Origin of the sequence: Phaeacidiphilus oryzae TH49, assembly GCF_000744815.1 — a bacterium.
Taxonomy (GTDB): Bacteria; Actinomycetota; Actinomycetes; order Streptomycetales; family Streptomycetaceae; genus Phaeacidiphilus; species Phaeacidiphilus oryzae.
Genome location: NZ_JQMQ01000005.1, coordinates 2091848 through 2116568, shown reverse-complemented (window position 1 = coordinate 2116568; position 24721 = coordinate 2091848). Strand labels below are relative to the sequence as shown.

The following is a 24721-nucleotide window of genomic DNA, read 5'->3' as shown; positions in this document are numbered from 1 at the left end:
TCGTGCCGTCTATTTCTTTACCCGAACTGTCTTCGTCGAGCGGGTTTCGAGCGTCATCTCGTCTGCCTCGCTCACGTTCTTGCGGAAACGAACGGTACCCTCCGCCGGATCCACCACGTCAACGACCTTCTCCAGCAATCGGAAGGTGTCCTCATTGCCCGATTCGTGGGCGAGTCGGACGGCCTGCCCCAGCTTGGCCGTGGCCCGGTCCAGGTCCCCCTCGCGGTGCGCCTCCAGCCCCTCCTGGATGGAGTCGGCCAGCTCGGCCTGCCCGGTGTAGTGGGCGACTTGGGGGTTGATCCGGGTGGACGCCTGGAGGTCGTCGGTCCAGACGGCCTTGACCAAACCTTGGGAGAGCACCTTGCTGCTGCCGTCCGGTTGCGGCAGGACCAGGCTGATCCGGGCGGCCAGCATCTCGCTGCCCACCGCGGCCGCCGGCACCTCCACGCAGACGTGGTAGTCGCGGCTCTCGTCGCCCCAGGAACCGGTGGGGTAGTCGCCCGCGCGGGGCGCGCTCTCGCTCCGACGCTCCGTCAGGTCCTCGACCACCGGGGCGACCTGCTTGACGAACCGTACCGAGGCGTTCTGCGGGGTCCAGACCCGCAGCGCCACGTCGGCGACCTCCTTGCCCATGGCGTTCTCCATCATGGACCGGAAGTCGGCCGCGAGACCCGAGGGATCCGCGACGATGTCCACAGAGCCGAGCAGCGCGGAGGATATCCGCCGCAGCTCGGCGACCTCCCAGTCGGTGCCGACCCCGCGGCAGTCGCAGGTGAACCGGCCGGAGACGGTGTCCAGGGTGCTCGCCAGGGCCTCCGGCTCCTCGTGCTCGTTGCGGCCGTCGGTCAGCAGGATTCCGTGCCGCAGGGTCAGTTCGGGGCGCCCCGCGAAGAGTTGGTCGGCCTTGTTCAGCCAGGTGCCGATCGCCGTACCGCCGCTCGGGCTGAGCCGGCGGAGGGACTGCTTGGCGGCCTCCCGGGTGGCCTCCGAGGCGATCGCGAGCCCGCCGTCGCCCGGGTAGACCTCCTTGGCCACATGGGTGCCCGCCACCACGGCGAACGCCACCCCGTCCCGGACCTCGTCGATCGCGGCGGCGGTGGCCTCCCGGGCCGAGCGGATCTTGCTCGGCGGGTAGTCCATCGAGCCCGAGCAGTCGACCATGATCACGACTCCGGCGTCCGCGGTGGCGTCCGGCGCGGCGGGCGCCGAGTCGGCGGCGAGCGGCCGGCCGCCGGTGGTGCCGCCGCCGGTCGCGGTGACCGTGACGATCGCGTTGACCTCCTGGGCGCCCTCCGCCAGGTACGCGTTCTGGAAGACCTCCACCTCGAACTGCGGGAGGTTGGACTTGGTGAGCTTGGCCATCGCTCAGCGCTCCTCAGGGCTGCGTGGAGAAGGATCTGAAGGCCGTGCCGGTGAGGTGGTCGGAGTCGACGTCGGGGTCGAAGTCGGGGTCGGGGCGGCGGGACCGCCCGGGGGAGGGTCGAGGACGGGGAGGGAGTACTCGGTGGGGGCGTGGTCGGGGTCGGGATCGGCGTCGAGGTCGGTCAGGGTGCCGGTGCCGGCGTGGCCCGCGCCGTCGGGGGCGAGCTCGGCCGGGTCCCAGGGCAGGATCGCGACCGTGATGTTGTCGTGGCCCCCGTTCTCCAGCGCGAAGCCGACCAGGGAGCGGGCGGCCTCCAGGGGGCGGGTCCGGGCGTCGGCCGGGACCACGGCGGCGAGTTCGCCGGCCCCCTCCGCGTAGTTCCACAGACCGTCCGTGCACACCAGTACGACACCGGGGACGTCCGGGACGAAGGACTCGACGTGCGGCTCGACCTCGATCGCGTCCGCGCCGAGCCAGCCGGTGATGGCGTGGGCGCGCGGGTCGGCGTAGGCCTCCGCCTCCTCCAGCAGCCCGGCCTCCACCATCCTGGTCGCCCAGGAGTCGTCGACGGTCAGGCGCTCGGCGGGGATCGAGCGGTCGTCGGGGAACCAGTACGCGCGGCTGTCGCCGACCCAGCCGATGGTGACCCGGCCGTCCGCAGCGACCGCGCTGACGCAGGTGCAGGCGGGGGAGTTGTGGCCGGGCTCGCGCGGGGTGCGGTCGGCGAGGGCGTCCACCGCGTCGGCGGCGTGGAGGATCGCGGCGGTCATCGCCTCCTCCGGGGCGGTGCCCGACTCCAGGGCGCCGAGGAGGTGCTCGGTGCCGGTCTCGGAGGCGAGTTCGGAGGCGACGTCCGGGTGGGAGGCGGAGGAGACGCCGTCGCAGACCACGGCGACGACGACCGGCGAGCCGTCCGGGCGGCGGGTCGCGGCGACGGAGAAGGCGTCCTCGTTGCGGTGGTGGCGGAAGCCGCGGTCGGTGACTCCGGCGATGGACTCCAGGGCGCGCTCCTGATGGTCGCGGGGGCGGGGGAGGGGGCGGCCGCAGGACTCGCAGTAGCCGTCGGCGTCGATGGTCTTCGCTCCGCAGTGGGAGCAGGTCTGCTGCGGGCCGGCGGCGGGCGGGCGGTTGCCGGCCGAGGCGGTCTCCAACTCGGACTCGTCCTGGGCCGGTTGGCCGGCGCCGGGCGTGCCGAGGCCGGTGATGTCCTCGGCTACGTCGGACTCGCCGTCCTCGGCGAGGAGCATCCCGGGCGGGAGCGGGGCGGCCAGCACGAAGTCCCCGGTGGTACCGGTCGTCCCGGTCGTGCCGGTCGCCCCCGTGGCATCCGATGTACCCGCGGCGGCGCCGGCCGCGCTCTCCGAACCGTGGGCGGGGCCCGCGGCCCCGGCGGCCCCGCCCGCGACCGCTCGCGGGTCCGGCGGCAGCACCGGCCCCTGCAACCCTGCCCCGGTGTCGCCCGGCTCCCCGGCCCCGCCGGGGCCGGTCCGTGCTTCGCCCTCGGCGCGGAGGCCTTCGTTGCCGGGGCTTGCGGTGCCGGCGCCTTCGGGGTGCGCTGCCCGGCGGTCCGGGGTCGTCGTGGGCGGAGAACCGAGGCGACGGGGCCGGCCCTGACCGGCCTGGCCGGACTGGCCGACCTGGCCGGGCAGGGCGGTAGCGGCCGTGGCGCCGAAGGCGCCCGCCGCCTGCCCGGGGCCGCCGTGGCCCGCCGCGCCCGCGCGGGGCGTCGCCGCCGAGCCGTTGGCCGTGGTCGGGTGACCCGTCGCGGGCGCGTGCAGGCGGGTGCCGCAGGCCTCGCAGTACAGGTCCTCCTTGCCCACCGGCTGATCGCAGGCGGGGCACGACAGGGTCAGTTGGTCCATCGGCTCACACCCACGTTCTGGGCCGGGTACGGTTTGCCCGCTCCACCCACTCGATCCGCTTCTCCCGCCGGCCGCTGAGACGCGCCAGCACCCGGTAGGAGTGTTCCAGTGCGAAGCGCAGTTCCCGTTCCTCGGCACGGTGTCCGAGCAGCGTCAACTGCCCGTCGGCGCCCCCGGATCCGCCCGCTACGCTACCTGACGCCCCGGTCGGGGCGCCGCCGGTGTCCGCCGGGCGGCCGGCCAGCACCCAGCCGAGGGCCGCGTCCAGCACCTCCACCGTCAGTTCGGTACGGGTCCTGGCGTCCAGCGGAAGATCCGCCAACTGCCGGGAGCAGGCGGCCAGATCGGCGCGCAGCGCCTCCTCCGGGGCGCGCTCCCGGATCCGCGCGCGGATCGCGGCGATCCTGGACGCGGTGTAGTGGATGGACGTCTCCGGCACGGACTCCAGGGCCCGGACCGCCGCCGCGCGGTCATTCGAGGCCAGCAGCACCCGGGCCAGCCCGAAGGCGGCGCTGACGTACGCGGTGTCCGTGGTCCACACCAGCCGGTAGAACTCCGCCGCGTCCTCGCGCTCGCCGAGCAGCTCGGCGCAGACCCCGAGGGCCAGCTTGGGCGCGGCCTCGCCGGGGAACGCGTCGTAGAGCGCGTCGAAGTCGTCGGCCGCCGCGCTGAGCAGGGCCTCCGCCGAGGCGGGGTCCTGGGCGGCGGCGTCCCCGGCGGCCACCAGCGAGGCCAGACCGCGATACCAGACCACCCGCCAGTCCGCGGCGAAGTCCTGCTCCAACTCGGCCAGTCCGTCGCGCACCGCGTCGGTCTCGCCGAGCTCGATCCGGGCCCGCAGCTCGCGCAGCCGCAGCTCGACCGAGGGCGCGGGCGCGGCCTGGAGAGCGGCGATCACCTCTCCGGGTGCGGTCGCGACCAGCGCGGCGAGGAATCCGGCGTTGGGGTCGCCGGCGTCGATCCTGGGGACCGGCAGGGCGAGCCCGGCCTGCCGCGGATCCAGCCGGGTGATCTCGGGGGCCCCCGGGGCGCGCCCGGCGCCCAGCGGCGCCGGGTCGGCGGGAGCGGAAGGTACGGCGGCTGCGGCTGGGAGGGCGACCGCCGCCGGCGTCGCGCCGATCGCCGGCGAGGCGCCGCCGTTCGGGGAGCCGGCCTGCTGTGCCGGGATCGACGCCGTGCCGGCCGCGCCGTTCGACGCGGCGGCCGCCGCCTCCAGCGCGCCCGTAGCGCCCGCGCTCGTTGCCGCTGCCGCGCCCTCCGTCAGTGCGCGCTCCCGCTCGCGCGCCCGTGCGCGCCCGCGCGGGGTGAACGAGGCCAGCCACTCCGAGCCCATCGCCGGCGGGATCTCCCGCTCGCCGAAGGTCCCGCCCGGTTCCCGCCGCGCGACCAGCGTGTTGTCCACGACCCGAAGTTCGGTGCCGAACAGGGTGGACAGCGCCGGCCGCGGCCGGCCGTCCTTGAGCGACAGGATCTCCCGCAGCACCCCGGTCAGCTGCTCGGCCATCTCCTCCGCCGAGGAGAACCGCCGGCTGGGGTCCGGGTCGGTGCCGCGCACCAGCAGCCGGTAGAAGGACTCGTAGCGGTTGAAGACCTCGACGGCCTCCGGGCCCGGCAGGGTGTCCCGGTAGACGGTGGTGTACCCCTGGAAGTCGAAGCTCAGCACGGCCAGCGTGCGCGCCACCGTGTACAGGTCGGAGGAGGGCGAGACGCCCTCGGTGGCGATCTCCGGCGCCTGGTAGCCGATGGTGCCGAAGATCGGCCCCTCGTCGTCGGCGTGCCGGACCGCGCCCAGGTCGATGATCTTCAGCCGGTCGCCGCTCTGGATGACGTTGTCCAGCTTGAAGTCGCAGTAGATCAGCCCCCGGTCGTGGAGGTAGCCGAGGGCCGGCAGCACCTCCAGCGCGTACGCGATGGCCTGCTCGACGGGGAGCGGGTCGCGCCGGCCGTCCGGCAGGCGGCGCTCGTTGGCGATGTCCTTGAGGGACTTGCCGCCGACGTACTCCATGACGATGTAGCCCTCGGTCTGGCCGGGGCGGGTGGCGTCCGGGTGCTCGGCGAAGTCGATGATGCGGACCAGGTTGGGGTGGTCCACCTCGGCCAGGTAGCGGCGCTCGGCGATGGCGACCCGGATGGCCTCCTCGTCGCCGGTGTTCAGCAGGCCCTTGAGGACCACCGGGCGGTTCTCGACGTGCTGGTCGATGGCCAGGTAGATCCAGCCGAGCCCGCCGTGGGCGAGCGCGCCGATCACCTCGTACTGCCCGTCCACCAGATCGCCGGGGAAGAGTTTCGGCGAGAACGAGTACGCGGTGCCGCACTTGGTGCAGAATCCCTCGGTACGGCCCGGGCGGCCCTCCCGGCCCCGGCCGACCGGCGCCTCGCACTTGCTGCAGAAGCGCTTCCGCTCCGGCACCTCGGGGTTGGGCTGCACCATCGAGCGCGGATCGGTCTCCGCGACCGGCTCGACGTGCACCAGGCCGGCCCCGAGACGCCCGCGCGACGTGGACCCGAGCGAGCCGCGGGTGCGCACCGACACGGAGGTCCGCCCGCTGCCGCCGCTGCGCGAGGAGTGGGTGCGCCCGGAGCGGGTCCGCCCGCTGAGCGAGCGCGAGGACGGGGAGAGCGAGGAGCCGGCGGAGGTGCTTCCCGAGTGGGCGGCCGGCACGGTCGGACCCGGCACTCCGGAGCCCTCCGCGCCCGCGACCCCCGCTCCGGCCGCCGCCGCGGCCGGGACGGCCGCGAGGCCGCAGTCCGAGCAGTAGCCGTCCGCGTCGATCGTCCCCGAGCAGCCGGGCTGGGCGCAGGCCGAACCCGGCCCCAGCGCCCGCACCCCGCCGCCGGCGGGGGAGCCCGCGGAGCCACCGGCGGGCGCCGGGCCTGCGGCCGCGCCCTTGCCTGCAGGCGCGCTTCGGCCGGCGCCCCGGCCTGCGGCCGCGCTTTGGCCGGCGCCCGCGCTGGAACTCGCCCCCGCGCCGGAGCCTGCGACGCTTGCGCCCGCACCTTGGCCGGCGCCCGCGCTCGCGCCTGAACCTCCGCCGGCGCCGGAGCGCGGGCTTGAGACCGCACCCCGGCTTGCGCCCGGGCCTGCGCTTGCGCTTGCGCCCGCACCCGCACCCGCACCCGCCCCCGCACCATTCGGCGACAGTCCGCAGTCCGTGCAGTAGCCGTCCTCGTCGATGGTGCCGGTGCAGGACGGCTGGGGGCAGGGAACCGGCGCCGTGGTGGACGCGCTGCTGCCGCTCATCGGACTTCCCCCGTCACCGCGCTCATCCCCGACTTCCTCTCTGCCGGTACAACCGCTACGACCGCTACGGTCCGTCCAGCCGGTCCAGCCGGTCCAGCCGGTCCAGCCGGTCCAGCCGGTCCAGCCGGTCCAGCCGGGTCGGCTGCCCCTCCCGGTTCTCTGCCATGGTCTCCCGCCCCCGGCACGGCGTCAGCCCCCGGACGCGGGACGGTGGTCCCGGTGGTCGTCGGGGGTGGTCGGCCGGAGCCCCTGCTGGTAGCGCAGCACGGCGTTCTCCGCGGCCCGCAGATCGCAGGGCGCGCTCCAGAGCAGCCGCCGCGCGAGGTCGTAGCGCTCGATCAGCTCCGGGTCCTCGGCAAGCCCGCGCCGCGCGGCCATCGCCTTGTACGCGTCCAGCCGCCCGCGCAGCTCGGCGCGGACCGCCAGCGGCCGGGTGACCGACTCCAGGGATTCCCGCGCCCGGTCCAACTCCCTGGCCGCGGAGGCCTCCAGGGAGTCGAGCAGCGGACCGAGCCGGTGCCACTGGCCGTGCCGGCGCAGCAGGTCGGCCTGGGCGAGACGTTCCCGCATCGCGCTGGCCGGGCCCGGCACGGCCGGCACCTCGGTGGCGGCGATCTTCGCCAGCACCTCCCCGCGCGCCCGGCGGGCCTCGGCGAGGGTGGCGTCCGCGCGCATCAGCAGGTCGCCGACGCCCTCCAGCCGCTCGTCGGCGTCGTCCCGCAGCCGCAGCAGGTCCTCCAGCTCCAGCCGGATGTCGTCGACGTCCCGGGCGTCCCGGTCGTACCGTGCGGTCTCGACCCGCCCGGCCGCCGAGTTCCCGCGTCCGCCGGCGCCGCCGGAACCGCCCGCGCCGCCCGGCCCGCCGCCGCGACCGCGCCTCCCGCCGCCGGCCGCCCGCAGCTCGCCGCTCGGCCGCGGCACCCAGAACGCCAGGGGATCGGCCGTCACCTCACCGCGCAGCGCGCCCAGTTCGCGCCCTATCTCCTCCAGCCGGTCCGCCGAGGGGTGCTCGCCGCGCAGCACCCCGACCGACCGGGCCAGCGCCCGCACCCGCTGCAACTCGGCGATCAGCAGGTCTATCCGGGCGGGCAGCGCCGACCAGACGGCGTCCGCCGCCGAGACCACCTCGATGATCTGCTCGTACCAGGCGTTCATCCGGTCGACCAGCTCGGTCAGCCCGATCTGCTCGCTCAGCCGGGTCGGCCGGCCGATCGGGGTCGCCGCCGCCGGCAGCTGGGCCGCCGAGACCGTCACCCCGGATCCGCGCAACAGCTCGGTCAGCTCGATCAGTTCGGACTGGCCCGGCCGGTTGCGCCGGGCGCGCACCGCGCGGGCCGCGGCCAGCGCCTCCGCGTAGGTGTCGAAGAGCGACCAGAGCGCCGCTATCCCCGGCTCGACCTCGCCCCACCGCTCGGCGGTGCGCCCGGTGAGCTCCGCGCCCTCCAGCAGCCGGCGGCCCGGATGGTCCTGCAGGGCGAGCAGAGACGTCTCCACCGCGTCCCGCTCGGCACTCAGCCGCAGCAGGGCGCGGTCGACCTCCTCCCGGGTCATCACCGGCCCGGTCGGCCCCGTCAACGCCATCCCTCCGCCACCCTCCGCAGCCCTTCCTCTCCCCACGTCACTCCGCCCGGCGGTCGCCCGGCGGAACCCGGCGTCCGGCGGAACCCGGCGTCCGGGCGGCCGCCCGGAGTCGAGCCATGCGTACCCGTGCTCCCGTGCTCAGCCCGAGTAGCGCACCGCCGGAGGACCGGAGGTCGGACCCAGCCGGGAGGCCAGCCAGTGGTCGTAGCTCGCCGTCCACTGCCCGCTACGGTAGCCCTGCAGCACGGCGTTGACGCGTCGGACCAGGTCGGTCGCGTTGCGGTTCATCGCCACGCCGTAGGGTTCGATCATCTCGGGCTGCCCCACCAGATGCACCGTCGGGTCCTGCGCGGCCTGCCCGGCGGCGAGGGCGTTGTCCGTCAACGTGGCATCCACCTTGCCGAGTTGCATCAGCACCAGGCAGTCCAGCTGGTTGGCGACCGGCACCACCTGGGCGCCGTAGTCGCCGTTCTGCTTCAGCAGCGTCTGCGCGGAGGAGCCGGTGGCCGCGCAGACCCGCCGCCCCTTGAGGCCGCTCCCGAGCCCGTCGATCGTCGAGGACTTGGGCACCAGCAGCTGCTGCCCGGAGTTGAAGTACGGCGCGGAGAAGGCCACCTGCTTCAGCCGGTCGCAGGTGATGGACATGGTCCGCACCACGACGTCGACCTCGCCGCTCTGCAGCGCGGCGATCCGCTGCGCGGTCGGCACCGCCTTGTACTCGACGGCGTTCGGATCGCCCAGGATGGCCTGGGCGATGGCGTGGACGATGTCGATGTCGAAGCCCTGCAGGGTGCCCGTGGAGGGATCGCGGAACCCCCAGAGGTAGCTGTTGGTGTCGATGCCGGCGATCAGCTTGCCGCGCTTGACGATCTTCTGCACGGCCGGGCCGGAGTTCGAGTTGGACGGGGTCAGGCTGGTCTGCAGCCCCGCGCAGGTCTCGGCGGACGCCTGGGTGAGGGCGTTCAGCCGGACGTCGCCGGCCTGAGTGGTCTCGTGCAGCCGCAGCGGATGGGCGCCCGGCTGGCGGTCCGCGCTGTCCGGGACGATCAGGCCGGCCAGCGCCAGCGCGGTCACCGCCCCGAGCACCGCCCACCAGCGCGCGCCCCCGCTCTTGCCCCCGCTCCCGCGTCCGGCGGGGCCGCCCCCGCGACTGAACGGCGCCGCCTCGCCCCGGCGGTTCCGCAGCAGACCGCGCAGCGGGCCCCGGGCAAGGGCCCGGCCCCGGGCCCGCCGGAGCGGCTCGGCCGCACGCGGTCCGTGGCCGCTCCGGTCGTGCGAGGTCCCCGGTGCCGCCATCCGCCTGCTCCCTTCCGCCCGTTCCGTCATCCGACCGCCGCCCGTTCCGTCATCCGCCCGCCGGCCGGCCGGATCCCCGTCCGCCTGCCCGCCGCGCGGATCCCCGTCCGCCCGCCCGCCGTTCACCGGTACTCCGAGAGCCGGCGGCCGATGCCCAGCACCGCCGCCGCGGCGGCGACCACGGCCAGCACGGCCGAGCCGACCGCGAGGCCGGTGACGGCGTTCCGGCCGTCGTCGGCCGAGGAGGCGAAGGTGCTGCGCTCCTCGGCGATCGCCGTCTCCAGCTTGGCGTCGAGCGCCGCGAAGGCGGCGTCGGTGGTGGCGGTGGTGGCGGAGGAGCCGCTGCCCCCCGCGGAGGCGTTGCCGATGGTGTCGGCCACCGCGGTGTCGTAGCTGCCCGAGTCGTTCGCGGCCTTCGCCGCGTCGTGCCGCTGCTGCCAGGTGCCGAACCACTTCTCGGCCGAGGCCACCGCGCTCTTCGCTTCGGCGTCGGCCGAGGTCATCCGGCTCGCCTGGGGCAACCAGCCGTTGCCGCCGTTGAGTTGGGCGGCCACCTGGGTCCAGGTCTGCTCGTAGGAGTCGGTGGAGCCGCGGGCCACCAGGTTGAGGTTCTCCGCCCCGCGGCACTGCAGGGCCGCGATCCGGGCCTGGCTGAGCACCTGGATCGGGGCCGCGCCCTTCCGGTCCGAGTCGCCCAGGTAGATTCCGGCGAGCAGTTGGGCGACGACCACCCACAGCAGCCCGACGGCGAGCGCCGCCGTGCCGGTCACCAGGCCGATGTTGAACACCCGGTTGGTCCGCCGGAACAGCCGCACCTGCGACCAGACCAGCGCGGCCAGCGCCAGCACGCCGAAGACGATCGCCGCCCACGGCAGCGCGCGGGCGTCCGCGTAGTCCGAGCGCAGCGCGGCGGTCTCGGCCGCGTACAGCTTCTGCGCCTCCGGCAGCATGGTCTGCTGCATCTGCGCGGAGGCGTACCGGAGATACGCCCCGCCGAGCGGCAGCCCCTGCCGGTTGTCCGCCCGCGCCTCCTCCACCAGCCCTGTGTAGACCGGGAGTTGGGCGTTGAGGAGGCGGATCTGGTTCTGACTGGTGCCGCTGCCGGTGGACCGCTCGGCGGACTGCGCGAGGAGGGTGGCGGCGGTCGTGATGTCCTGGTTGTAGCGGTCGCGGACGGCGGCGGTCTCGTTGCCGGCCTGGAGGAAGGCGGTGGCCGCGGTGGTGTCCGCGTCCGCGAGCGAGTGGTAGAGCTGGGCGGCGTCGTCGCTGAGCGGCTGCGAGTGGTTGACCACCCGGTCCGCGGCCGCGCGGCTCTGGCTGATCTGGATGGCGGCCAGCGCGCCGAAGAGCAGGGTGAGCAGCACGAGGAGGGCGCCGAGCACCCGCAGCCGGCCCGGCACGGTACGCGCGCGGTCGGCGAGGAACTCCAGTGCCTGGCGGTACGCGGGCGGCGGCGCGGCGGTCCCGGCGTCGGCGGCGGCCGACCGGCGTTCGAGCAGGACGCCGCGCGGCGGCGAATCGGTCATTGCCTGGCTTCCCCCCTCCGAGCCCCCTGGTTCTACCCGAGCAGTATGGCCACGGGAAGCCCCCGCCACACCAGATTCCCGCTGATCTTGTGCGTAACTGTTCGACCTGCTCTCGAATACGCGCCCCCGGGCCCCCGCGGTTCCCGCGGGTTCCCGCGGTTCCCCGCGCCCCTGGATTGGCCCTTCGGGCCTCCTCCCGGGACACGGCGAGAAGCGGAGCCGCGGCGGGAGAGGCCGGGCCGGCCCCTACGGAGTGGCCAGCGCGGCCCGCAGCCGGGCCCCCGCCTCCGCCGGCGCCGCCAGATGGTCGAGCCCCAGCAACGCGGCCCCCAGCACGGGAGGTTGGGACACCACCCGCACCCGCGCCTTGGGCGCCGCCACCCCCAGCCGCTCCCGGATCCCCGCCAGCAGCAGGCGCTGCCGCGCGGCCAGCACCCCGCCCCCCAGCACCACGTCGACCGCCTCCGCGAGGAGTCCCAGCCTCCGCAGCGCCACCACCGCCATCGCACAGACCTCCTCCGCCTGCCGCTCGACGAGCTCCCGCGCCACCGGGTCGCCCCCCTCCGCGACCCGGAACAGCACCGGCGCCAGCTCCTGGAGGAGCCGCTCCCGGGAGACCTCCCCGAGATGCACGGCCTCCGCGACCGCCCCCGCGTCCGGGTACCCGAAGTGCTCGCCGACCGCCGCCGCCAGCGCCGTGGCCGGCCCCCGCCCGTCCTCGGACCGGACCGACCACCACATCACCTCCTCGGCGAGCCCGCCCCCGCCCCCCCAGTCCCCGGTCAGCCGTCCCAGCGCGGGGAACCGGGCGGTGCGGCCGTCCGGCAGCAGCCCCACGCAGTTGATCCCGGCCCCGCAGACCACCGCGACCCCCCGCGGTTCGTCGGTCCCCGAACGCAGCAGCGCGAAGGTGTCGTTGGCGACCACCGAGGTCGCCCCCCACCCCTCCCGGGCCAGCGCGTTCTGCAGCCGCTCCACCTCCACCGGCAGATCCGCGTTGGCCAGACAGGCCGACACATGGGTCACCAGCGGCCGCCCGGCGACCTCGGCCCGGCCCCACGCGAGCCCCGCCCGCCGGGCCGCCTCCGCCACCGCCGGCCGCAGCCCGGCGATCGCCGCCGCCGCGCCCTCGCTCCCCGGACCGGGCCGGAAGCCGCCCCCGCGGGCGGTCCCCAGCAGCCGCCCGTCCAGTCCGACCAGCACCACATCGGTCTTGCTGTTCCCGGCGTCGACCGCCAGGACCCCGGGTACCAGCTCGGCCCCGGCCGCCCGTTCGGCCCGGGCCCCGGCCCCGAGCGGGCTCCCGATCCCGGCTGCGCCGCCTTCGCCGGGCCCCGGTCTCACGCCCACGCCAGGTAGTCCCGGTTCTCCGCGAGGAGGCGGTCGGTCAGCCAGTCGGCCTGCTCGATCTGCCCGACCAGCGGATGGGCCAGCAGCGCGTCGAAGACCCGGTCCCGCCCGCCGCGCAGGGCCGCCTCAAGCGCCAGCCGCTCGTACGCCGTGGTGTGCGCGATCAGCCCGGCGTACAGCGGCTCCACCTCGGCGACCGGCAGCGGACGGGCCCCGTCCGGGCCGACCTCGGCCGGCACCTCGATCACCGCGTCCTCCGGCAGGAACGGCATCGTCCGTCCGTTCCGGACGTTCACCACCTGCACGCCCGGCGCGTCGGCCACGCCGCCCGAACCCAGCAGCCGGGCGACCAGCGCCACCGCCGCCTCCGAGTAGTACGCCCCGCCCCGCTGCTCCAGCAGCTTGGGCTTCTCGTCCACCGCCGGGTCGGCGTAGAGGTCCAGCAGTCGCCGCTCGATCTCGGCCACCTCGGCGGCCCGCGAGCCCCGTTCGCGCAGCTCCTCGACCACCGTGTCGTGCCGGTAGAAGTACCGCAGGTAGTAGGAGGGGACGACGCCGAGCCGCCGCAGCAACCCGACCGGCAGCCCTAGGTCCCGCGCGAGGGACTCGCCGTGCTCCGCCAGCAGCCCCGGCAGCAGATCGGGCCCGGCGGCCCCACCCGCACCGCCCGACCCGCCGTCCCCGGCCAGCCGCACCCCCCGCTCCCAGGTCAGATGGTTCAGCCCGACATGGTCGAGGAGCACCCGCTCCGGCTCGACCCCGAGCAGCCCGGCGAACCTCCGCTGGAAGCCGATCGCCACGTTGCACAGCCCGACGGCCCGGTGGCCCGCGGTCAGCAGCGCCCGGGTGACGATCCCCACCGGATTGGTGAAGTCGACGATCCAGGCGTCCGGGTTGGCCCGGCGCACCCGCTCGGCGATCTCCAGCACCACCGGAACGGTGCGCAGCGCCTTGGCCAGCCCCCCTGCCCCGGTGGTCTCCTGGCCGACGCAGCCGCACTCCAGCGGCCAGGTCTCGTCCCGGTTCCGGGCCGCCTGCCCGCCGATCCGCAGTTGCAGCAGGACGGCGTCCGCGCCCTCCACCGCCGCGTCCAGCTCACCCGTGGTGGTGACCACCGCTGGATGCCCCTGCCGGGCCAGGATCCGCCGGACGACGCCGCCGACCAGCTCCCGCCGCTCCTCCGCCGGATCGACCAGCACCAGCTCGCCGATCGGCAGCGTCTCCCTCAACCGTGCGAAGCCGTCGGCGAGTTCGGGGGTGTAGGTGGAGCCCCCGCCCACCACGGCCAGCTTGATCCGGTGCTTTGACCCAACCATCAGCCCTTGACTCCTGTCAGGGTCACGCCTTCGATGAAGGCTTTCTGAGCGAGGAAGAAGACGAGCATCACCGGGGCCATCACCAGCAGGGTGGCGGCCATGGTGAGGTTCCAGTCGGTGTGGTGCGCCCCGTGCAGGGACTGCAGTCCGTAGGAGAGGGTCCACGCGGCGGGGTTGTCGCTGGCGTAGATCTGCGGCCCGAAGTAATCGTTCCAGCAGTAGAAGAACTGGAACAGGGCCACGGCGGCCACGGCCGGCCTGGCCATCGGCAGCACCACCCGCAGCAGCGTCCGCACATGCCCGCAGCCGTCCACCCGGGCGGCCTCCAGGTACTCCCGCGGAATGGTCAGCAGGAACTGCCGCAGCAGGAAGATGGAGTACGCGTCGCCGAAGGCCATCGGGATGATCAGCGGCCAGAGCGTCCCGGTGAGGTGGAGCTGGTTGGCCCAGAAGATGTACATCGGGATGATCACCACCTGCGGCGGCAGCATCATCGCCGAGATGACCAGCACCATCGCCAGTCCCCGGCCCCGGAAGCGGAACTTGGCCAGCGCGAAGGCCACCGGGACGGAGGAGCAGACGGTCAGCACGGTGCCGGCCACCGCGTACTCGATGCTGTTCTTCCACCAGGTCAGGAAGCCCGGAAGGTGGAAGATCGCCCGGTAGTTGGACCACACCCAGTGGGTCGGCCAGTAACTGGTGCTCAGCGCCTGGCTGTCGGTCATCACCGAGGTCAGGAAGAGGAAGACGAACGGCAGCACGAAGAACAGCGCCGCCGCCACGGCCACCGCGTGCACCCCCACCCACTCCAGCACCCGCCGGCGCCGATGCCGCCGGTACGCGTCGGTCGAGCCGGCCCGGTAACGCCGCCGCGGCCCGCGCCCGCCTGACGCCTCGTCATGTACGCCGCCCCGCCGGGCAGTCGATGTCAGCAGCTCGCTCATCAGATGCTCAGCCCCCCGCCTCTGAGAGGTCGTCCAGCAGCCCGCTGCGCCGGCGCAGCAGCAGCCCGGTGAACGCCATCGCGATCACGAACAGCAGCAGCGAGACCACGCACGCCGAGCCCTCGTCGAACCGCTGGAAGCCCAGGTTGTAGACGAGCTGCGGCAGGGTCCAGGTGGACCCGTCCGGGTAACCGGGCTCGAACTGCTCACCGGAGCCGCCGATCACGCCGGAGGCGACCTGCCCGGCGACGATCGCCTGGGTGTAGTACTGCATGGTCTGGATCACCCCGGTCACCACCGCGAACATGATGATCGGCGAGATGTTCGGCAGCGTGACGTAGCGGAACCGCTGCCACGGCCCGGCCCCGTCCAGCTCCGCGGCTTCGTACTGCGCGGTCGGCACGTCCAGCAGCGCCGCCATGAAGATCACCATCAGGTCGCCGATGCCCCACAGCGCGAGGAGGGTCAGCCCCGGCTTCGACCAGCCCGGGTCGTTGAACCAGCCCGGCTGCGGCAGCCCCAGGTCGCCCAGGAAGTGGTCGACCGGCCCTGTGCCCGGGTTGAGGAGGAACGCGAAGCCGATCGTCGCCGCCACCGGCGGTGCCAGGTACGGGAGGTAGAACGCGGTGCGGAAGAGGTTCCCGCCGGTCTTCACCTTCGTGATCAGCAGCCCGATCCCGATCCCGAAGACCGTCCGCAGCGCGACCATCACCACGACCAGCCACAGGGTGTTCCGCAGCGCCTGCCAGAAGTGCGGATAGGTGGCGAAGACGTAGACGTAGTTCCGCAGCCCCACCCAGCTCGGCGCCCCGAACCCGTCGTAGTGCATGAAGGAGAAGTAGACCGTCGAGACCAGCGGGTACACGAAGAAGAACGAGAACCCGATCAACCAGGGGGAGAGGAAGCCGAGTACGGCCCCCGCCTCCCGCCGGCGCTTGCGGCGCAGCGCCGGCGGGACGGGGGCGCGTTCGGCGCGGCCTTCGCGGCCGGCCCGGCCGAGCGCCATCGCCATCTGCCCGGCCCTCCTACTGCCCGGCCTGGGCCAGGTCGGCGTCGATCTGCTGGTCCGTCTTCCGCAGCCCGGCCGGCACGTCCGTGACCTTCCCGGACTCCACCTGGTAGCCGAAGTTCTCCGCGCTCGTCAGGTACGCCCCGCCGTTGGGGCTGGCCGGGGTGGTGTCGGAGTACCGGTCGCCGGCCACCTCCAGGAAGGTCCTGAACTGCGGCGGCAGCTTCAGCTTCGGCGAGCGGAGGGCGGCGTAGGTGCTGGGGACGTTGTCGATCGCGTTGGCGAAGCCGGTCAGCGCGTCGGTGTCGGTGGTCAGGTACTTCACGAACTCCCAGGCGGCGGCCTGGTGCCGGCTGTTGTGCGAGATGCCGACGATGGTGCCGGTCTGGTAGCCCCGGCCGTAGCTGCTCGCCTGGTCGTCGGGGACCGGGAAGGGCGCGGTGGCCCAGTGGAACCCGACGTGCTCCTGGGTGAGGTTGGCGACCCGCCACTCACCGTCCATGGACATCGCGGTCTTGCCGTCGTCGAAGGGGTTGGAGGAGAACTCGTCGCCGAAGGAGGTCCGCTCCTTCTCCAGCTTCTGGAACCCGCCGAGCTTCCCGATCAGGCCCTTCTGCCAGGCGAGCATCCGGGCGAACCCGGGGTCGCCGGCCAGGTTCGACTTCCCCGCCGGGGTGAACCAGCTCGGTCCCCACTGGGCGGCGTAGTGCTCGAAGGTGGTCTCGTAACCGTGGAAGTCCGGCATGAAGCCCAACTGGCTGTAGCCGCCAGAGGAGTTCGCCTTGGTCAGCTTGACCGCGTCGGCGTCGAACTGGGAGAGCGTCCTGGGGGGTGCACTGATGCCCGCGGCCTTGAACATGTCGACGTTGTAGTACAGCCCGTAGGCGTCGCCGAGCAGCGGGAGCGAGCACTGGTCGCCCTTGTAGCGGGTGTAGTCCAGCATCGCCTTCGGGAAGGTCGAGGCCGGGTCCACACCGTCCTTCCGCAGGAACGGCGCCAGGTCGATCCAGGCCCCCGAGGAGCAGAACTTCCCCACGTTGTTGGTGGTGAACGAGGAGACCACGTCCGGGGAGTTCGGGCCGCCGGCCCGCAGCCCCTGGTCGATCTTGTCGTCGGACATGTTGCCGACCGACTTCACCTTGATGGTGGGGTGCAGCTTCTCGAAGGCCGCGATGTTGGCGTCGATCGCCTTGAGCTCGTTGGGCTGGGACCACCCGTGCCAGAAGGTGATGGTCACCGGCGCGGAGGAACTGCCGGTGCCGCCCTGGGCGCCGCCGGCGCTGCCGGTGCAGGCGGCGGCCCCGAGGGTCAGTGCGGCGGCGCCGGCGAGTGCGGCCGCGGCCCGGCGTATCCGCCGGGCTCTGCCGCCGGGGCCGGAAGGGTGAGCGAGTACCACGTCTTCCTCCAGTGGGGGAGTGGGGGGTTGGTGCCTGTCCGTTCGCTGGTTCCCTGCGGTCGTTGCTGGTACTGGGTCGGGGAGTCAGGTCTGAGGTCTGCCGGCGCCGGGTCAGCCGCTCGCCGCCGCCGACGCGGAGAAGAGGGATTCCCGGGCGGACTCCAGCGCCGAGCCCAGCGCACCGACCAGCACCGGGGATCCGTCCACCGCGCTGATCGCGACCCGCGGGGCCGAGACCGCCATCGCGGCCAACTCCTCCTGGACCAGCGCGCGCAGCGGCTCGCCGCCCGCGGCCGCGATGCCGCCGCTGAGCACCACCAGTTCGGGGTCGATCACCGCGACCATGGCGGCCAGTCCGGTCGCCAACCGCCGTGCCAGCTCGCCGAGTACGGCCCGCCCGGCCGGGCCCGAGGCCGGATCGGCCGCCTTGGCCACCAGCCGGGGGGCCGGCCCGCTGCCGAGCCCGTGCTCGCGGGCGAGCGCCCGTACCGCGCCGGCCCCGGCGAGCTCCTGGAAGCCGCCGGAGTTGGCCCGCCGCACGTTCCGGATCAGCGGTGCGCCCGGCACCGGCATGTAGCCGACCTCGCCGGCCCCGCCGGTGTGCCCGCGGTGCAGCCTTCCGCCGACCACCACGGCGGCACCGATCCCCTCGTTGCCGGAGCCGGAACCGTCCGCCGCCCAGAGGAGCACGAAGTCGCTCACCCGGCTCGCGGCCCCGGTGCGCTGCTCCGCGACGGCGGCCAGGTTGACGTCGTTCTCCACCGCGGTCGGCAGGCCCAGGCGGCCGGTCAACTCCTCGACCAGACGCGGCGAGTGCCAGCCCGCCAGGTGCGGGGCGTAGCGCAGCTTGCCGGTCCCGGGGTCGACGGCGCCGGGGGTGCCGACCACCACGCGGCAGAGCGCCGAGCGGTCCAGGCCCGCCGCCGCGCAGGCGCGGTCCACCGCGGTCGCGGTCAACTCCGCGGCGGGCGCGGGGGCTTGGCGTCCGGGGGTGTCCAGCACCTCTTCGCCGAGCACCCGGCCGGAGATGTCGGCCACGGCGGCCAGGATCCGCTTCGGGTTGACGTCGAGGCCCGCGACGTAGCCGGCGCCGGGGTTGATCTCGTACAGCTGGGCGGCGGGCCCGGGCCGCCCGGCGGCCGTGGTGCCGACCGGGAGGACCAGGCCGGCCGACTCCAGCCGGGACAGCAGCTGGGAGGCGGTGGGCTTGGACAGCCCCGTGAGGATGCCGAGCTGCCCGCGGGACAGGGGCCCGTGTTCGAGCAGCAGCTCGAGCGCGGCCCGGTCGTTGATCGCCCGCAGCAGCCGGGGCGTCCCGGCGGCCGCTCTGTCCGTCCCACCCACGCGTTGGTCGCCCCTCACTGACAGGAAACCTTCCTAACAGTCGCCAGACGCTAGATCCCCTGCTGACGCCATGTCAATAGCCCCGCAGCGCGGCGCCGCAGGCGCGGGCCTTCCGACACCTGGGGCTTCGCCACGCCCCGGAACGCAGCGCCCCAAGCGGCTTCGCCACGCCCCGGAACGCAGGGCCCCAAGCACGCCTGAAGCGCGGCGAACCGCGCGCCCGGCCAGCACGGCGCCGCGCCCCCTGATCCGCGCCCCCGGCGCGAACTCCCGCTTCTTCCGGGGGTTACTGCGCCTGCGGGCGCGCGTCGGTGATGGTCGCGGCTTCGCCGCTGTCGCCGCTGTCGCCGCTGTCGCCGCGGTCGCCGCTGTGGCTGCGGTCGCCGCCGCCGCCGACGGCGCCGACGATGGCCAGTCGCGTCCGCCCGGACGAGACGCCCGCCTCGTCGAACGCGCGCTTGATCCGCGCTCGCAGCTCGCGGCCCACCGGTCCGGCCTTCCCGGGCATCGCCTTCGCCTGGACCTTCAGCAGCACGGTGTCCGCGGTCACCTCGTCGACGCCCAGCACCTGTACCTGGTCCCAGAGCGCCTCGTCCCAGGGCGAGCTCGCCGCCATCTCCTCCGCGGCCTTGCCGATCACGCCGATCACCCGGTCCAGATCCTCGTCCGCGCCCACCTGCACCGGCACCGTCGCGGTCGACCAGCCCTGGCTGAGGTTGGCGATCCGGCTGATCTCGCCGTTCCGCAGGTACCAGATCTCCCCGTCGCCCCCGCGCAGCTTGGTCACCCGCAGTCCGACCTCCAGCACCGTGCCGCTCGCCGCCCCGGCGTCGATCTCGTCGCCGACCCCGTACTGGTCCTCGAGGATCATGAAGACGCCGGAGAGGAAGTCCGTGACCAGGCTCTTCGCGCCGAGGCCGATCGCCACCCCGGCGACCCCCGCGCTGGCCAGCACCGGCGCCAGGTTGATCCCCAGCACCGAGAGGACGTTCAGCGCCGCCGTGCCGAGGATCAGGCAGGAGGCGGTACTGCGCAGCACCGAGCCGATCGCCTCGGCCCGCTGCCGCCGCCGCTCGGCGTTCACCAGCAGCCCGCCCAGGCGCGCGTTGCCCGTCTCGCCGTCGCGCTTGGTCATCCGGCCTATCAGCTTGCGGATCAGCCGGTGCACCACCGCGCGCAGCGCGAGCGCGAGGGCGACGATCACGATGATCTGCAGGACCCCCTGGAAGGAGGTGACCACCCAGCTCTGCCAGTGGGTGTCCAGCCAGCTCACCGCCTGCTGCGCGCTCTGCCCGGCCTGCGTGCCGACCTGGGTGATCGAGGTCGGCTGCGGAGAAGGAGAAGGCGAAGGCGTGCCGGCGGCGGACCCGGAGGCGAGAAGGTCGTAGGCGTCTGACGGAAACACTGCGAGGCCTGCCTTGATGAGAGGGGACTGGACTCGCCGCCCACCCTAGCGAGCGGATCAGGCATGCCGAGAAGTCGCGAACCGGCCGCGACACGCCCGGAGCGCTCCGGCCACCTGCGCCGATCCGGTGGCCCCCGGGACCCTGAGGGTGCATCGACCTCCCCGCGCGGGCATCAGTGAGTGTGGGAGAACACACACCAGCCCCGATCTTGGTGAGTGCTGGCGCAGCGGGGAGTGCTGCGGCGACACTGGAGGAGATCGCGGAGCGAGGGGTGTGCGACGACCAGCGACACGTCGCTCAACCCCGAGCTTCGTGTTCGTCCCGGCGCGAGCCACGTGCCGTCGGCGGAAAGGGAGGCATCCGTGCCGCATGTCCTCGTCCTCAACGCGTCGTACGAGCCACTCGGTGTGGTCTCCACCCGGCGCGCTCTGCTCCTGGTCCTCAATCAGAAGGCGATCAGCCTGGAGGATTCCGGGATCGTCCTGCACAGCGTCACCAGCGCCGTACCGGCGCCGTCCGTCGTCCGACTGACCCGTTTCGTGCGGGTCCCCTTTCGCGGGCCCGTCCCGCTGACCCGCCGGGCGCTCTTCGCGCGCGACGGCGGGCGTTGTGTCTACTGCGGAGCCGCCGCAACCAGCGTCGACCACGTGGTGCCGCGCAGCCGGGGCGGCCGACACCAGTGGGACAACGTCGTCGCGGCCTGCCGCCGCTGCAACCACGTCAAGGCCGACCGCCATCTGGTGGAACTGGGGTGGAGGATGAGTCGCCCACCCGCCCCTCCGTCCGGCCTGGCCTGGCGGATCATCGGCACCGGCCACCGCGACCCGCGGTGGCTTCCGTATCTGGAGCCCTTCTCCACCAAGGAGGACCTCACCCACCTCTCCGCGTGAGGGCCGCGCCCCTGGTCCCGCCCTGGTCCCGCCCTGATCCCGCGGCCCCCGGGACCGGGCGGAGCAGGGGCGCCTACGCCGCGGGGTCGCCCGCGCCCTCAGCCGCGCCCACGCGCCCAGCCGCGCCCACGCGCCCCGCGTCTCCCGCGCCCTCGGCGTCTCCCGCGCCCTCGGCGTCTCCCGCGCCCCCCGCGTCTCCCGCGCGCCCCGCGCTCGCCCGCAGCGCGTCCACCGCCGCGCGGATGGACGGCCGCCGGTCCGTGTCGGCGCTCCACACCGCGTACAGATGCCTCCGCATCGGATGCCGGACCGCCAGCGCCCGCGCCTGCGCGGGCAGCTCCCCGCGCCCCAGCCGCGGCATCACCGCCACCCCCAGCCCGGCCGCGACCAGCGCCAGCTGCGACGGATGCTCCTCCACCCAGTGCGCCAGCCGCGGTTCGAAGCCCTTCGAGCGCAGCGTGAAGGTCAGCCACTCGTGGCAGAACCCGCCGTCCTGCCAGCAGACCCACTCGTCCTCGGCGAACTCCTCCAGGCTCACCGACTCCCGGTCGGCCAGCGGGTGGCCGGCCGGCACCACCAGGTCCGCGATGTCGTCCAGCAGCGGCGCCTTCACCATTCCGTCCGGCAGCGCGAAGGGCTTGTTGTACCAGTCCAGGACGATGCCGAGGTCCAGGTCGCCGCGCACCAGCCGCCGTACGCACTGCTCCGGTTCGCATTCGGTGACGTTCAGCGCCAGCTCCGGATGCCGCCCCCGCAGCTCCGCCGCCATCCCCGGGACCAGCCCGCGCAGCGCGGTCGGGAACGCGCCGAGCCGCAGCCGGCCGCCGACCACCCCGCGCCGGGCCTCCAGCTCCGCCTGGGCGCGCTCGACCTGGCCCAGGATCAGCCCGGCGTGCTCGGCGAGCAGCCGGCCCGCGTCGGTGAGCCGGACGCCGCGCCCGTTCCTGGCCAGCAGCCGCTGCCCGGCCTCCCGCTCCAGCTTCGCCAGCTGCTGGGAGACCGCCGAGGTGGTGACGTGCAGCCCCTCCGCCGCCGCGCTGACCGATCCGTGCCGGGCGACGGCCTGCAGGGTGCGGAGACGCTCAAGGTTGAACATGTAAGCAAGCCTACGAGGTTCCCGGTACAAATTCTCGCTTGTGCTTAGAGGTTGACCACCCTCACTCTGGTGCCATGACCACCTCCGCCACCCCTGCCGGCCCCGCGGCCGCCGTCCCGGCCCCGACGGCCGACATCACCTCGCCCCCCGCCCGCCGCCCAGGCGGCGAAAGCGGCGGGCGCGGCGAAAGCGGCGGGCGCGGCGGCCCCGCCGGGGCGGGCGCCCGGCTCGACTGGCGGGTCAACTTCGCCGTCCTCTCCCTGGTCTGGGGCTTCAGCTTCCTGCTGATCAAGATCGGCACGGACGGCTACGCGCCGCTCCAGGTCTCCTTCGGCCGGATGCTGGCCGGCGCCGCGGTCCTGCTGACCGCGCTCTTCGCGCGCGGCGGCCGGCTGCCCCGCGGGTTCGGCGTCTGGTGGCGGCTGGCGGTGGCCGCCTTCCTCCTGAACACCCTGCCGTGGGCGCTCTTCGCCTACTCCGAGCGCCTGGTGCCGTCCCAGCTGGCCGCGATCGCCAACGCCACCTCCCCGCTGTGGGGGATGCTCCTCGCCCTGGTCGCGCTGCGCGAGGACCGGCCGACCCGGCGCCGGCTCGGCGGCCTCGTCCTCGGCTTCGTCGGGGTGCTCACCGTCCTCGGAGCCTGGCAGGGCTTCGACGGCGCCAACCCCCTCGGCACCGTCCTGGCCCTCCTCGCCTCGCTCAGCTACCCGATCGGCTGGATCTGGGTGCGGCGCACCCTCGGCGGCCGTCCGGAGTCCCATCTGGCGCTCTCGGGAACGCAGTTGCTGCTGGGCGCGGCCGAGGGCGCGGTGGCGATGGCCTTCGGCGCGGGCCTGCCGCACCACTTCCCGCTCGGCCCCACGCTGGCCGTCCTCGCCCTGGGGGTCTTCGGGACCGGGATCGCCATGCTCCTCCAGTACGGCCTGGTGGCCGAGGTCGGGCCCACGGTGGGGCAGTCCGTCACCTACGTGATCCCGGTGGTCGCCACCGCCGCCGGGGTGCTGCTCCTCGGCGAGGCGCTGCACTGGAACACCGTGGTGGGAGCGGTGATCGTGCTGGCCGGCGCGGCGCTCACGCAGAGCCGCGGACCGGGCGGGGGCCGCGTCCGGCGCGGCCGCCGCCCGTAGTTACCAGCCAGTCAATAAACCCCTCCCGAACGGTTGACTGTGCCAGTGTTCACTGTCACATTGAGCCTGTCCGAGGGCGGCAGCCGCCGTCCGGCCCCTGGACCGGGAGGCAAGAACCGCATGATTCCTGGCGCGCGCGAGCGCCGTGTGGACGCCGGCGACGTCAGTCTCGCCGTCGTCGAGGCAGGCGACCCGGACCGCCCGACCCTCCTCTTCGTCCACGGCTACCCGGACTCGAAGAAGGTCTGGGAGCCCGTCATGTCCCGGCTGGCCGACCGCTACCACGTGGTCGCCTACGACGTACGGGGCGCCGGCCGGTCCACCGCCCCCGCCCCGGCGGCCGCCAACTACCGCCTGGAGCGCCTGGAGTCGGACGTCACCGCCGTCCTCGACAGCCTCGGCGCCGGCCCCGGGGCCGCCCCCGTCCACCTCGTCGGCCACGACTGGGGCTCCGTCCAGGGCTGGGAGTTCGCCACCTCGACCGCGCTGCGCGGCCGGCTCGCCTCCTTCACCAGCATCTCCGGCCCCTGCCTGGACCACTTCGGGCACTGGATGAAGCGCCGCTACGGCCGCCCCACCCCCCGCCGGGCCGTTCAGGCCCTCGGCCAGGGCGCCCGCTCCTGGTACGTCTACGCCCTCCACACCCCGCGGCTGCCCGAACTCCTGTGGCGCGGACCGCTCGGCAAGGCCTGGCCGGGCCTCCTCTCCCGGGTCGAGCACCTGCCGCGCAGCGCCGACTACCCCGGCCCGACCCTTCCCGAGGACGCCGCCAACGGCGCCTGGCTGTACCGCGCCAACGTCCGCGAGCGGCTGCTCCACCCGCGCCGGGACCGGATCGCGCACGTCCCGGTCCAGCTGATCGTCCCGGCCCACGACCCCTACCTCTCGCCGCGGCTCTACGACGACCTGGACGAATGGGCCCCGGTCCTCCGCCGCCGCAGCCTGGACTCCGGCCACTGGGCCCCGCGCACCCGCCCCGACGTCCTCGCCCGCATGATCGCCGACTTCGTCGAGGACACCGCCGCCGGCGCCGTCACCGGCGACACCACGCGCCCCCAGGTCGCCCGTACCGAACCGCACGCCCCCGGCTCACCCCAATCCTCCCGTGCGGAGTCCCGGGCCGAGGCCAAGGCGTCCCGCTGGACGGCCCACTACGCCGGCCGCCTCGCCCTGGTCACCGGCGCCGGCAGCGGGATCGGCCGGGCCACCACCCTCGCCCTGGTCGAGGCCGGCGCCCGGGTCGTCGCGGTCGACCGGGACGCCGCCTCCGCCGCCCGCACCGCCGAACTCGCCGCCCTGATCGCCGGGTCCGGCGGCGCCGCCCACCCCGAGCAGGCGGACGTCTCAGACGAGCGGGCCATGACCGAGCTGGCCGAGAAGGTGCACGCCCAGTACGGCGTTCTCGACCTGCTGGTGAACAACGCCGGGATCGGCCACGGCGGCGCCTTCATGGACACCACCACCGCCGAGTGGAAGCGCGTCCTCGACGTCAACCTGTGGGGCGTGATCCACGGCTGCCTCCTCTTCGGCCGCGCGATGGCCGAGCGCGGGCAGGGCGGACACATCGTCAACATCGCCTCAGCGGCGGCACTTCAGCCCTCCCGCGCGCTCCCGGCGTACAGTACGTCCAAAGCCGCCGTGCTCATGCTCAGCGAGTGCCTGCGTGCCGAACTGGCCGACCGGGGCGTCGGGGTGACCGCCGTCTGCCCGGGCTTCGTCAACACCGCGATCACCACCACAGCCGGGTTCAGCGGGGTCGACGAGGAGGAGCAGGCCCGGCTTCGTGCCCGCAGCACGAGGCTGTACCGTCTCCGGAACTACCGTCCGGAGAAGGTGGCCGAGGCGGTGCTGCGTGCCGCGGTGCGGAACACCGCGGTGCAACCGGTCGCCCCGGAGGCACACCTCTTCCGTGGCGTGGCCCGGCTCTCGCCCGCCCTCCGGCGGCTGATGGCGCGGGCCGAACCGCCCGTCTGA

The 24721-nt window shown here is 74.3% G+C and carries 17 protein-coding genes and 1 pseudogene; 4 read left to right on the top strand and 14 right to left on the bottom strand.

Going from position 1 to position 24721, the window contains the following annotated elements; translation table 11 throughout:
* Nucleotides 1-9 precede the first annotated feature (9 nt).
* From BS73_RS13475 to BS73_RS13465, 3 genes are read right to left on the bottom strand one after another with little or no spacing between them, the layout of a single operon-like run.
* Nucleotides 10-1362: a vWA domain-containing protein gene (locus BS73_RS13475; protein ID WP_037572115.1), complete on the bottom strand. Its 1353-nt coding sequence runs from the start codon at nt 1360-1362 to the stop codon at nt 10-12.
* 3 nt (nt 1363-1365) lie between these two features.
* Entirely contained in the window at nt 1366-3225 is a 1860-nt protein-coding gene (locus BS73_RS13470) for a PP2C family protein-serine/threonine phosphatase (RefSeq protein WP_051939899.1), read from the bottom strand.
* Nucleotides 3226-3229: 4 nt separating this feature from the next.
* Nucleotides 3230-5758, bottom strand: coding sequence for a tetratricopeptide repeat protein (locus BS73_RS13465; protein WP_456153926.1), 2529 nt, complete (start codon nt 5756-5758; stop codon nt 3230-3232).
* On the opposite strand from BS73_RS13465, the gene BS73_RS41110 reads away from it, so the two are divergent.
* Complete coding sequence (locus BS73_RS41110) at nt 5745-5984, top strand: hypothetical protein (protein ID WP_456153925.1); 240 nt, start codon at nt 5745-5747, stop codon at nt 5982-5984. The two genes, BS73_RS13465 and BS73_RS41110, sit on opposite strands and share 14 nt — an antisense overlap.
* Before the next feature lie 671 nt (nt 5985-6655).
* Here the strand turns inward: BS73_RS41110 and BS73_RS13460 are convergent.
* The 10 genes and pseudogenes from BS73_RS13460 to BS73_RS13415 form a co-directional block, all read right to left on the bottom strand.
* Nucleotides 6656-8047 (bottom strand): hypothetical protein, encoded by a 1392-nt coding sequence (locus tag BS73_RS13460; RefSeq protein ID WP_152617603.1) that lies wholly within the window; start codon nt 8045-8047, stop codon nt 6656-6658.
* A 138-nt stretch (nt 8048-8185) separates the two neighbouring features.
* Nucleotides 8186-9343, bottom strand: coding sequence for a glutamate ABC transporter substrate-binding protein (locus BS73_RS13455; RefSeq protein WP_200886694.1), 1158 nt, complete (start codon nt 9341-9343; stop codon nt 8186-8188).
* 122 nt (nt 9344-9465) lie between these two features.
* Nucleotides 9466-10869 (bottom strand): hypothetical protein, encoded by a 1404-nt coding sequence (locus tag BS73_RS13450; protein WP_084704032.1) that lies wholly within the window; start codon nt 10867-10869, stop codon nt 9466-9468.
* Between the two features lie 246 nt (nt 10870-11115).
* Nucleotides 11116-12123 (bottom strand): N-acetylglucosamine kinase, encoded by a 1008-nt coding sequence (locus BS73_RS13445; RefSeq protein WP_037579449.1) that lies wholly within the window; start codon nt 12121-12123, stop codon nt 11116-11118.
* Nucleotides 12124-12209: 86 nt separating this feature from the next.
* Nucleotides 12210-13514, bottom strand: coding sequence for a 6-phospho-beta-glucosidase (locus BS73_RS13440; protein ID WP_037579447.1), 1305 nt, complete (start codon nt 13512-13514; stop codon nt 12210-12212).
* Nucleotides 13515-13534: 20 nt separating this feature from the next.
* The gene (locus BS73_RS13435; protein WP_051941420.1) at nt 13535-14467 is read right to left on the bottom strand and encodes a carbohydrate ABC transporter permease; all 933 of its coding nucleotides are present in this window, start codon (nt 14465-14467) and stop codon (nt 13535-13537) included.
* Between the two features lie 19 nt (nt 14468-14486).
* The gene (locus BS73_RS13430) at nt 14487-15485 is read right to left on the bottom strand and encodes a carbohydrate ABC transporter permease (protein ID WP_051941419.1); all 999 of its coding nucleotides are present in this window, start codon (nt 15483-15485) and stop codon (nt 14487-14489) included.
* A 19-nt stretch (nt 15486-15504) separates the two neighbouring features.
* Nucleotides 15505-16884, bottom strand: a complete 1380-nt coding sequence (locus BS73_RS13425) for an extracellular solute-binding protein (RefSeq protein ID WP_051939898.1) — start codon at nt 16882-16884, stop codon at nt 15505-15507.
* 111 nt (nt 16885-16995) lie between these two features.
* Entirely contained in the window at nt 16996-18228 is a 1233-nt protein-coding gene (locus tag BS73_RS13420; protein WP_037572106.1) for an ROK family transcriptional regulator, read from the bottom strand.
* A gap of 306 nt (nt 18229-18534) precedes the next feature.
* Nucleotides 18535-19546 (bottom strand): annotated as a pseudogene (locus BS73_RS13415) (mechanosensitive ion channel family protein); the annotation flags it as partial.
* Between the two features lie 450 nt (nt 19547-19996).
* Between BS73_RS13415 and BS73_RS13410 the strand changes: the two are divergent.
* The gene (locus BS73_RS13410) at nt 19997-20524 is read left to right on the top strand and encodes an HNH endonuclease (protein WP_037572104.1); all 528 of its coding nucleotides are present in this window, start codon (nt 19997-19999) and stop codon (nt 20522-20524) included.
* A gap of 73 nt (nt 20525-20597) precedes the next feature.
* On the opposite strand, the gene BS73_RS13405 is transcribed toward BS73_RS13410, so the two are convergent.
* Entirely contained in the window at nt 20598-21620 is a 1023-nt protein-coding gene (locus tag BS73_RS13405; protein ID WP_063836983.1) for a LysR family transcriptional regulator, read from the bottom strand.
* Between the two features lie 74 nt (nt 21621-21694).
* Between BS73_RS13405 and BS73_RS13400 the strand changes: the two genes are divergently transcribed.
* Both BS73_RS13400 and BS73_RS13395 read left to right on the top strand, forming a co-directional pair.
* On the top strand, nt 21695-22747 hold the full coding sequence (locus tag BS73_RS13400; RefSeq protein WP_051939897.1) for a DMT family transporter: 1053 nt from the start codon (nt 21695-21697) through the stop codon (nt 22745-22747).
* Nucleotides 22748-22867: 120 nt separating this feature from the next.
* On the top strand, nt 22868-24721 hold the full coding sequence (locus tag BS73_RS13395) for an SDR family oxidoreductase (RefSeq protein WP_051939896.1): 1854 nt from the start codon (nt 22868-22870) through the stop codon (nt 24719-24721).

What these genes read in the sequence shown, in the direction of transcription:
- BS73_RS13450 (WP_084704032.1), bottom strand. Translation starts at nt 10,869, where the DNA reads ATGACCGATTCGCCGCCGCGCGGCGTCCTGCTCGAACGCCGGTCGGCC.
- BS73_RS13400 (WP_051939897.1), top strand. Translation starts at nt 21,695, where the DNA reads ATGACCACCTCCGCCACCCCTGCCGGCCCCGCGGCCGCCGTCCCGGCC.
- BS73_RS13405 (WP_063836983.1), bottom strand. Translation starts at nt 21,620, where the DNA reads ATGTTCAACCTTGAGCGTCTCCGCACCCTGCAGGCCGTCGCCCGGCAC.
- BS73_RS13395 (WP_051939896.1), top strand. Translation starts at nt 22,868, where the DNA reads ATGATTCCTGGCGCGCGCGAGCGCCGTGTGGACGCCGGCGACGTCAGT.
- BS73_RS13460 (WP_152617603.1), bottom strand. Translation starts at nt 8,047, where the DNA reads ATGGCGTTGACGGGGCCGACCGGGCCGGTGATGACCCGGGAGGAGGTC.
- BS73_RS13430 (WP_051941419.1), bottom strand. Translation starts at nt 15,485, where the DNA reads ATGGCGCTCGGCCGGGCCGGCCGCGAAGGCCGCGCCGAACGCGCCCCC.
- BS73_RS13475 (WP_037572115.1), bottom strand. Translation starts at nt 1,362, where the DNA reads ATGGCCAAGCTCACCAAGTCCAACCTCCCGCAGTTCGAGGTGGAGGTC.
- BS73_RS13455 (WP_200886694.1), bottom strand. Translation starts at nt 9,343, where the DNA reads ATGGCGGCACCGGGGACCTCGCACGACCGGAGCGGCCACGGACCGCGT.
- BS73_RS13470 (WP_051939899.1), bottom strand. Translation starts at nt 3,225, where the DNA reads ATGGACCAACTGACCCTGTCGTGCCCCGCCTGCGATCAGCCGGTGGGC.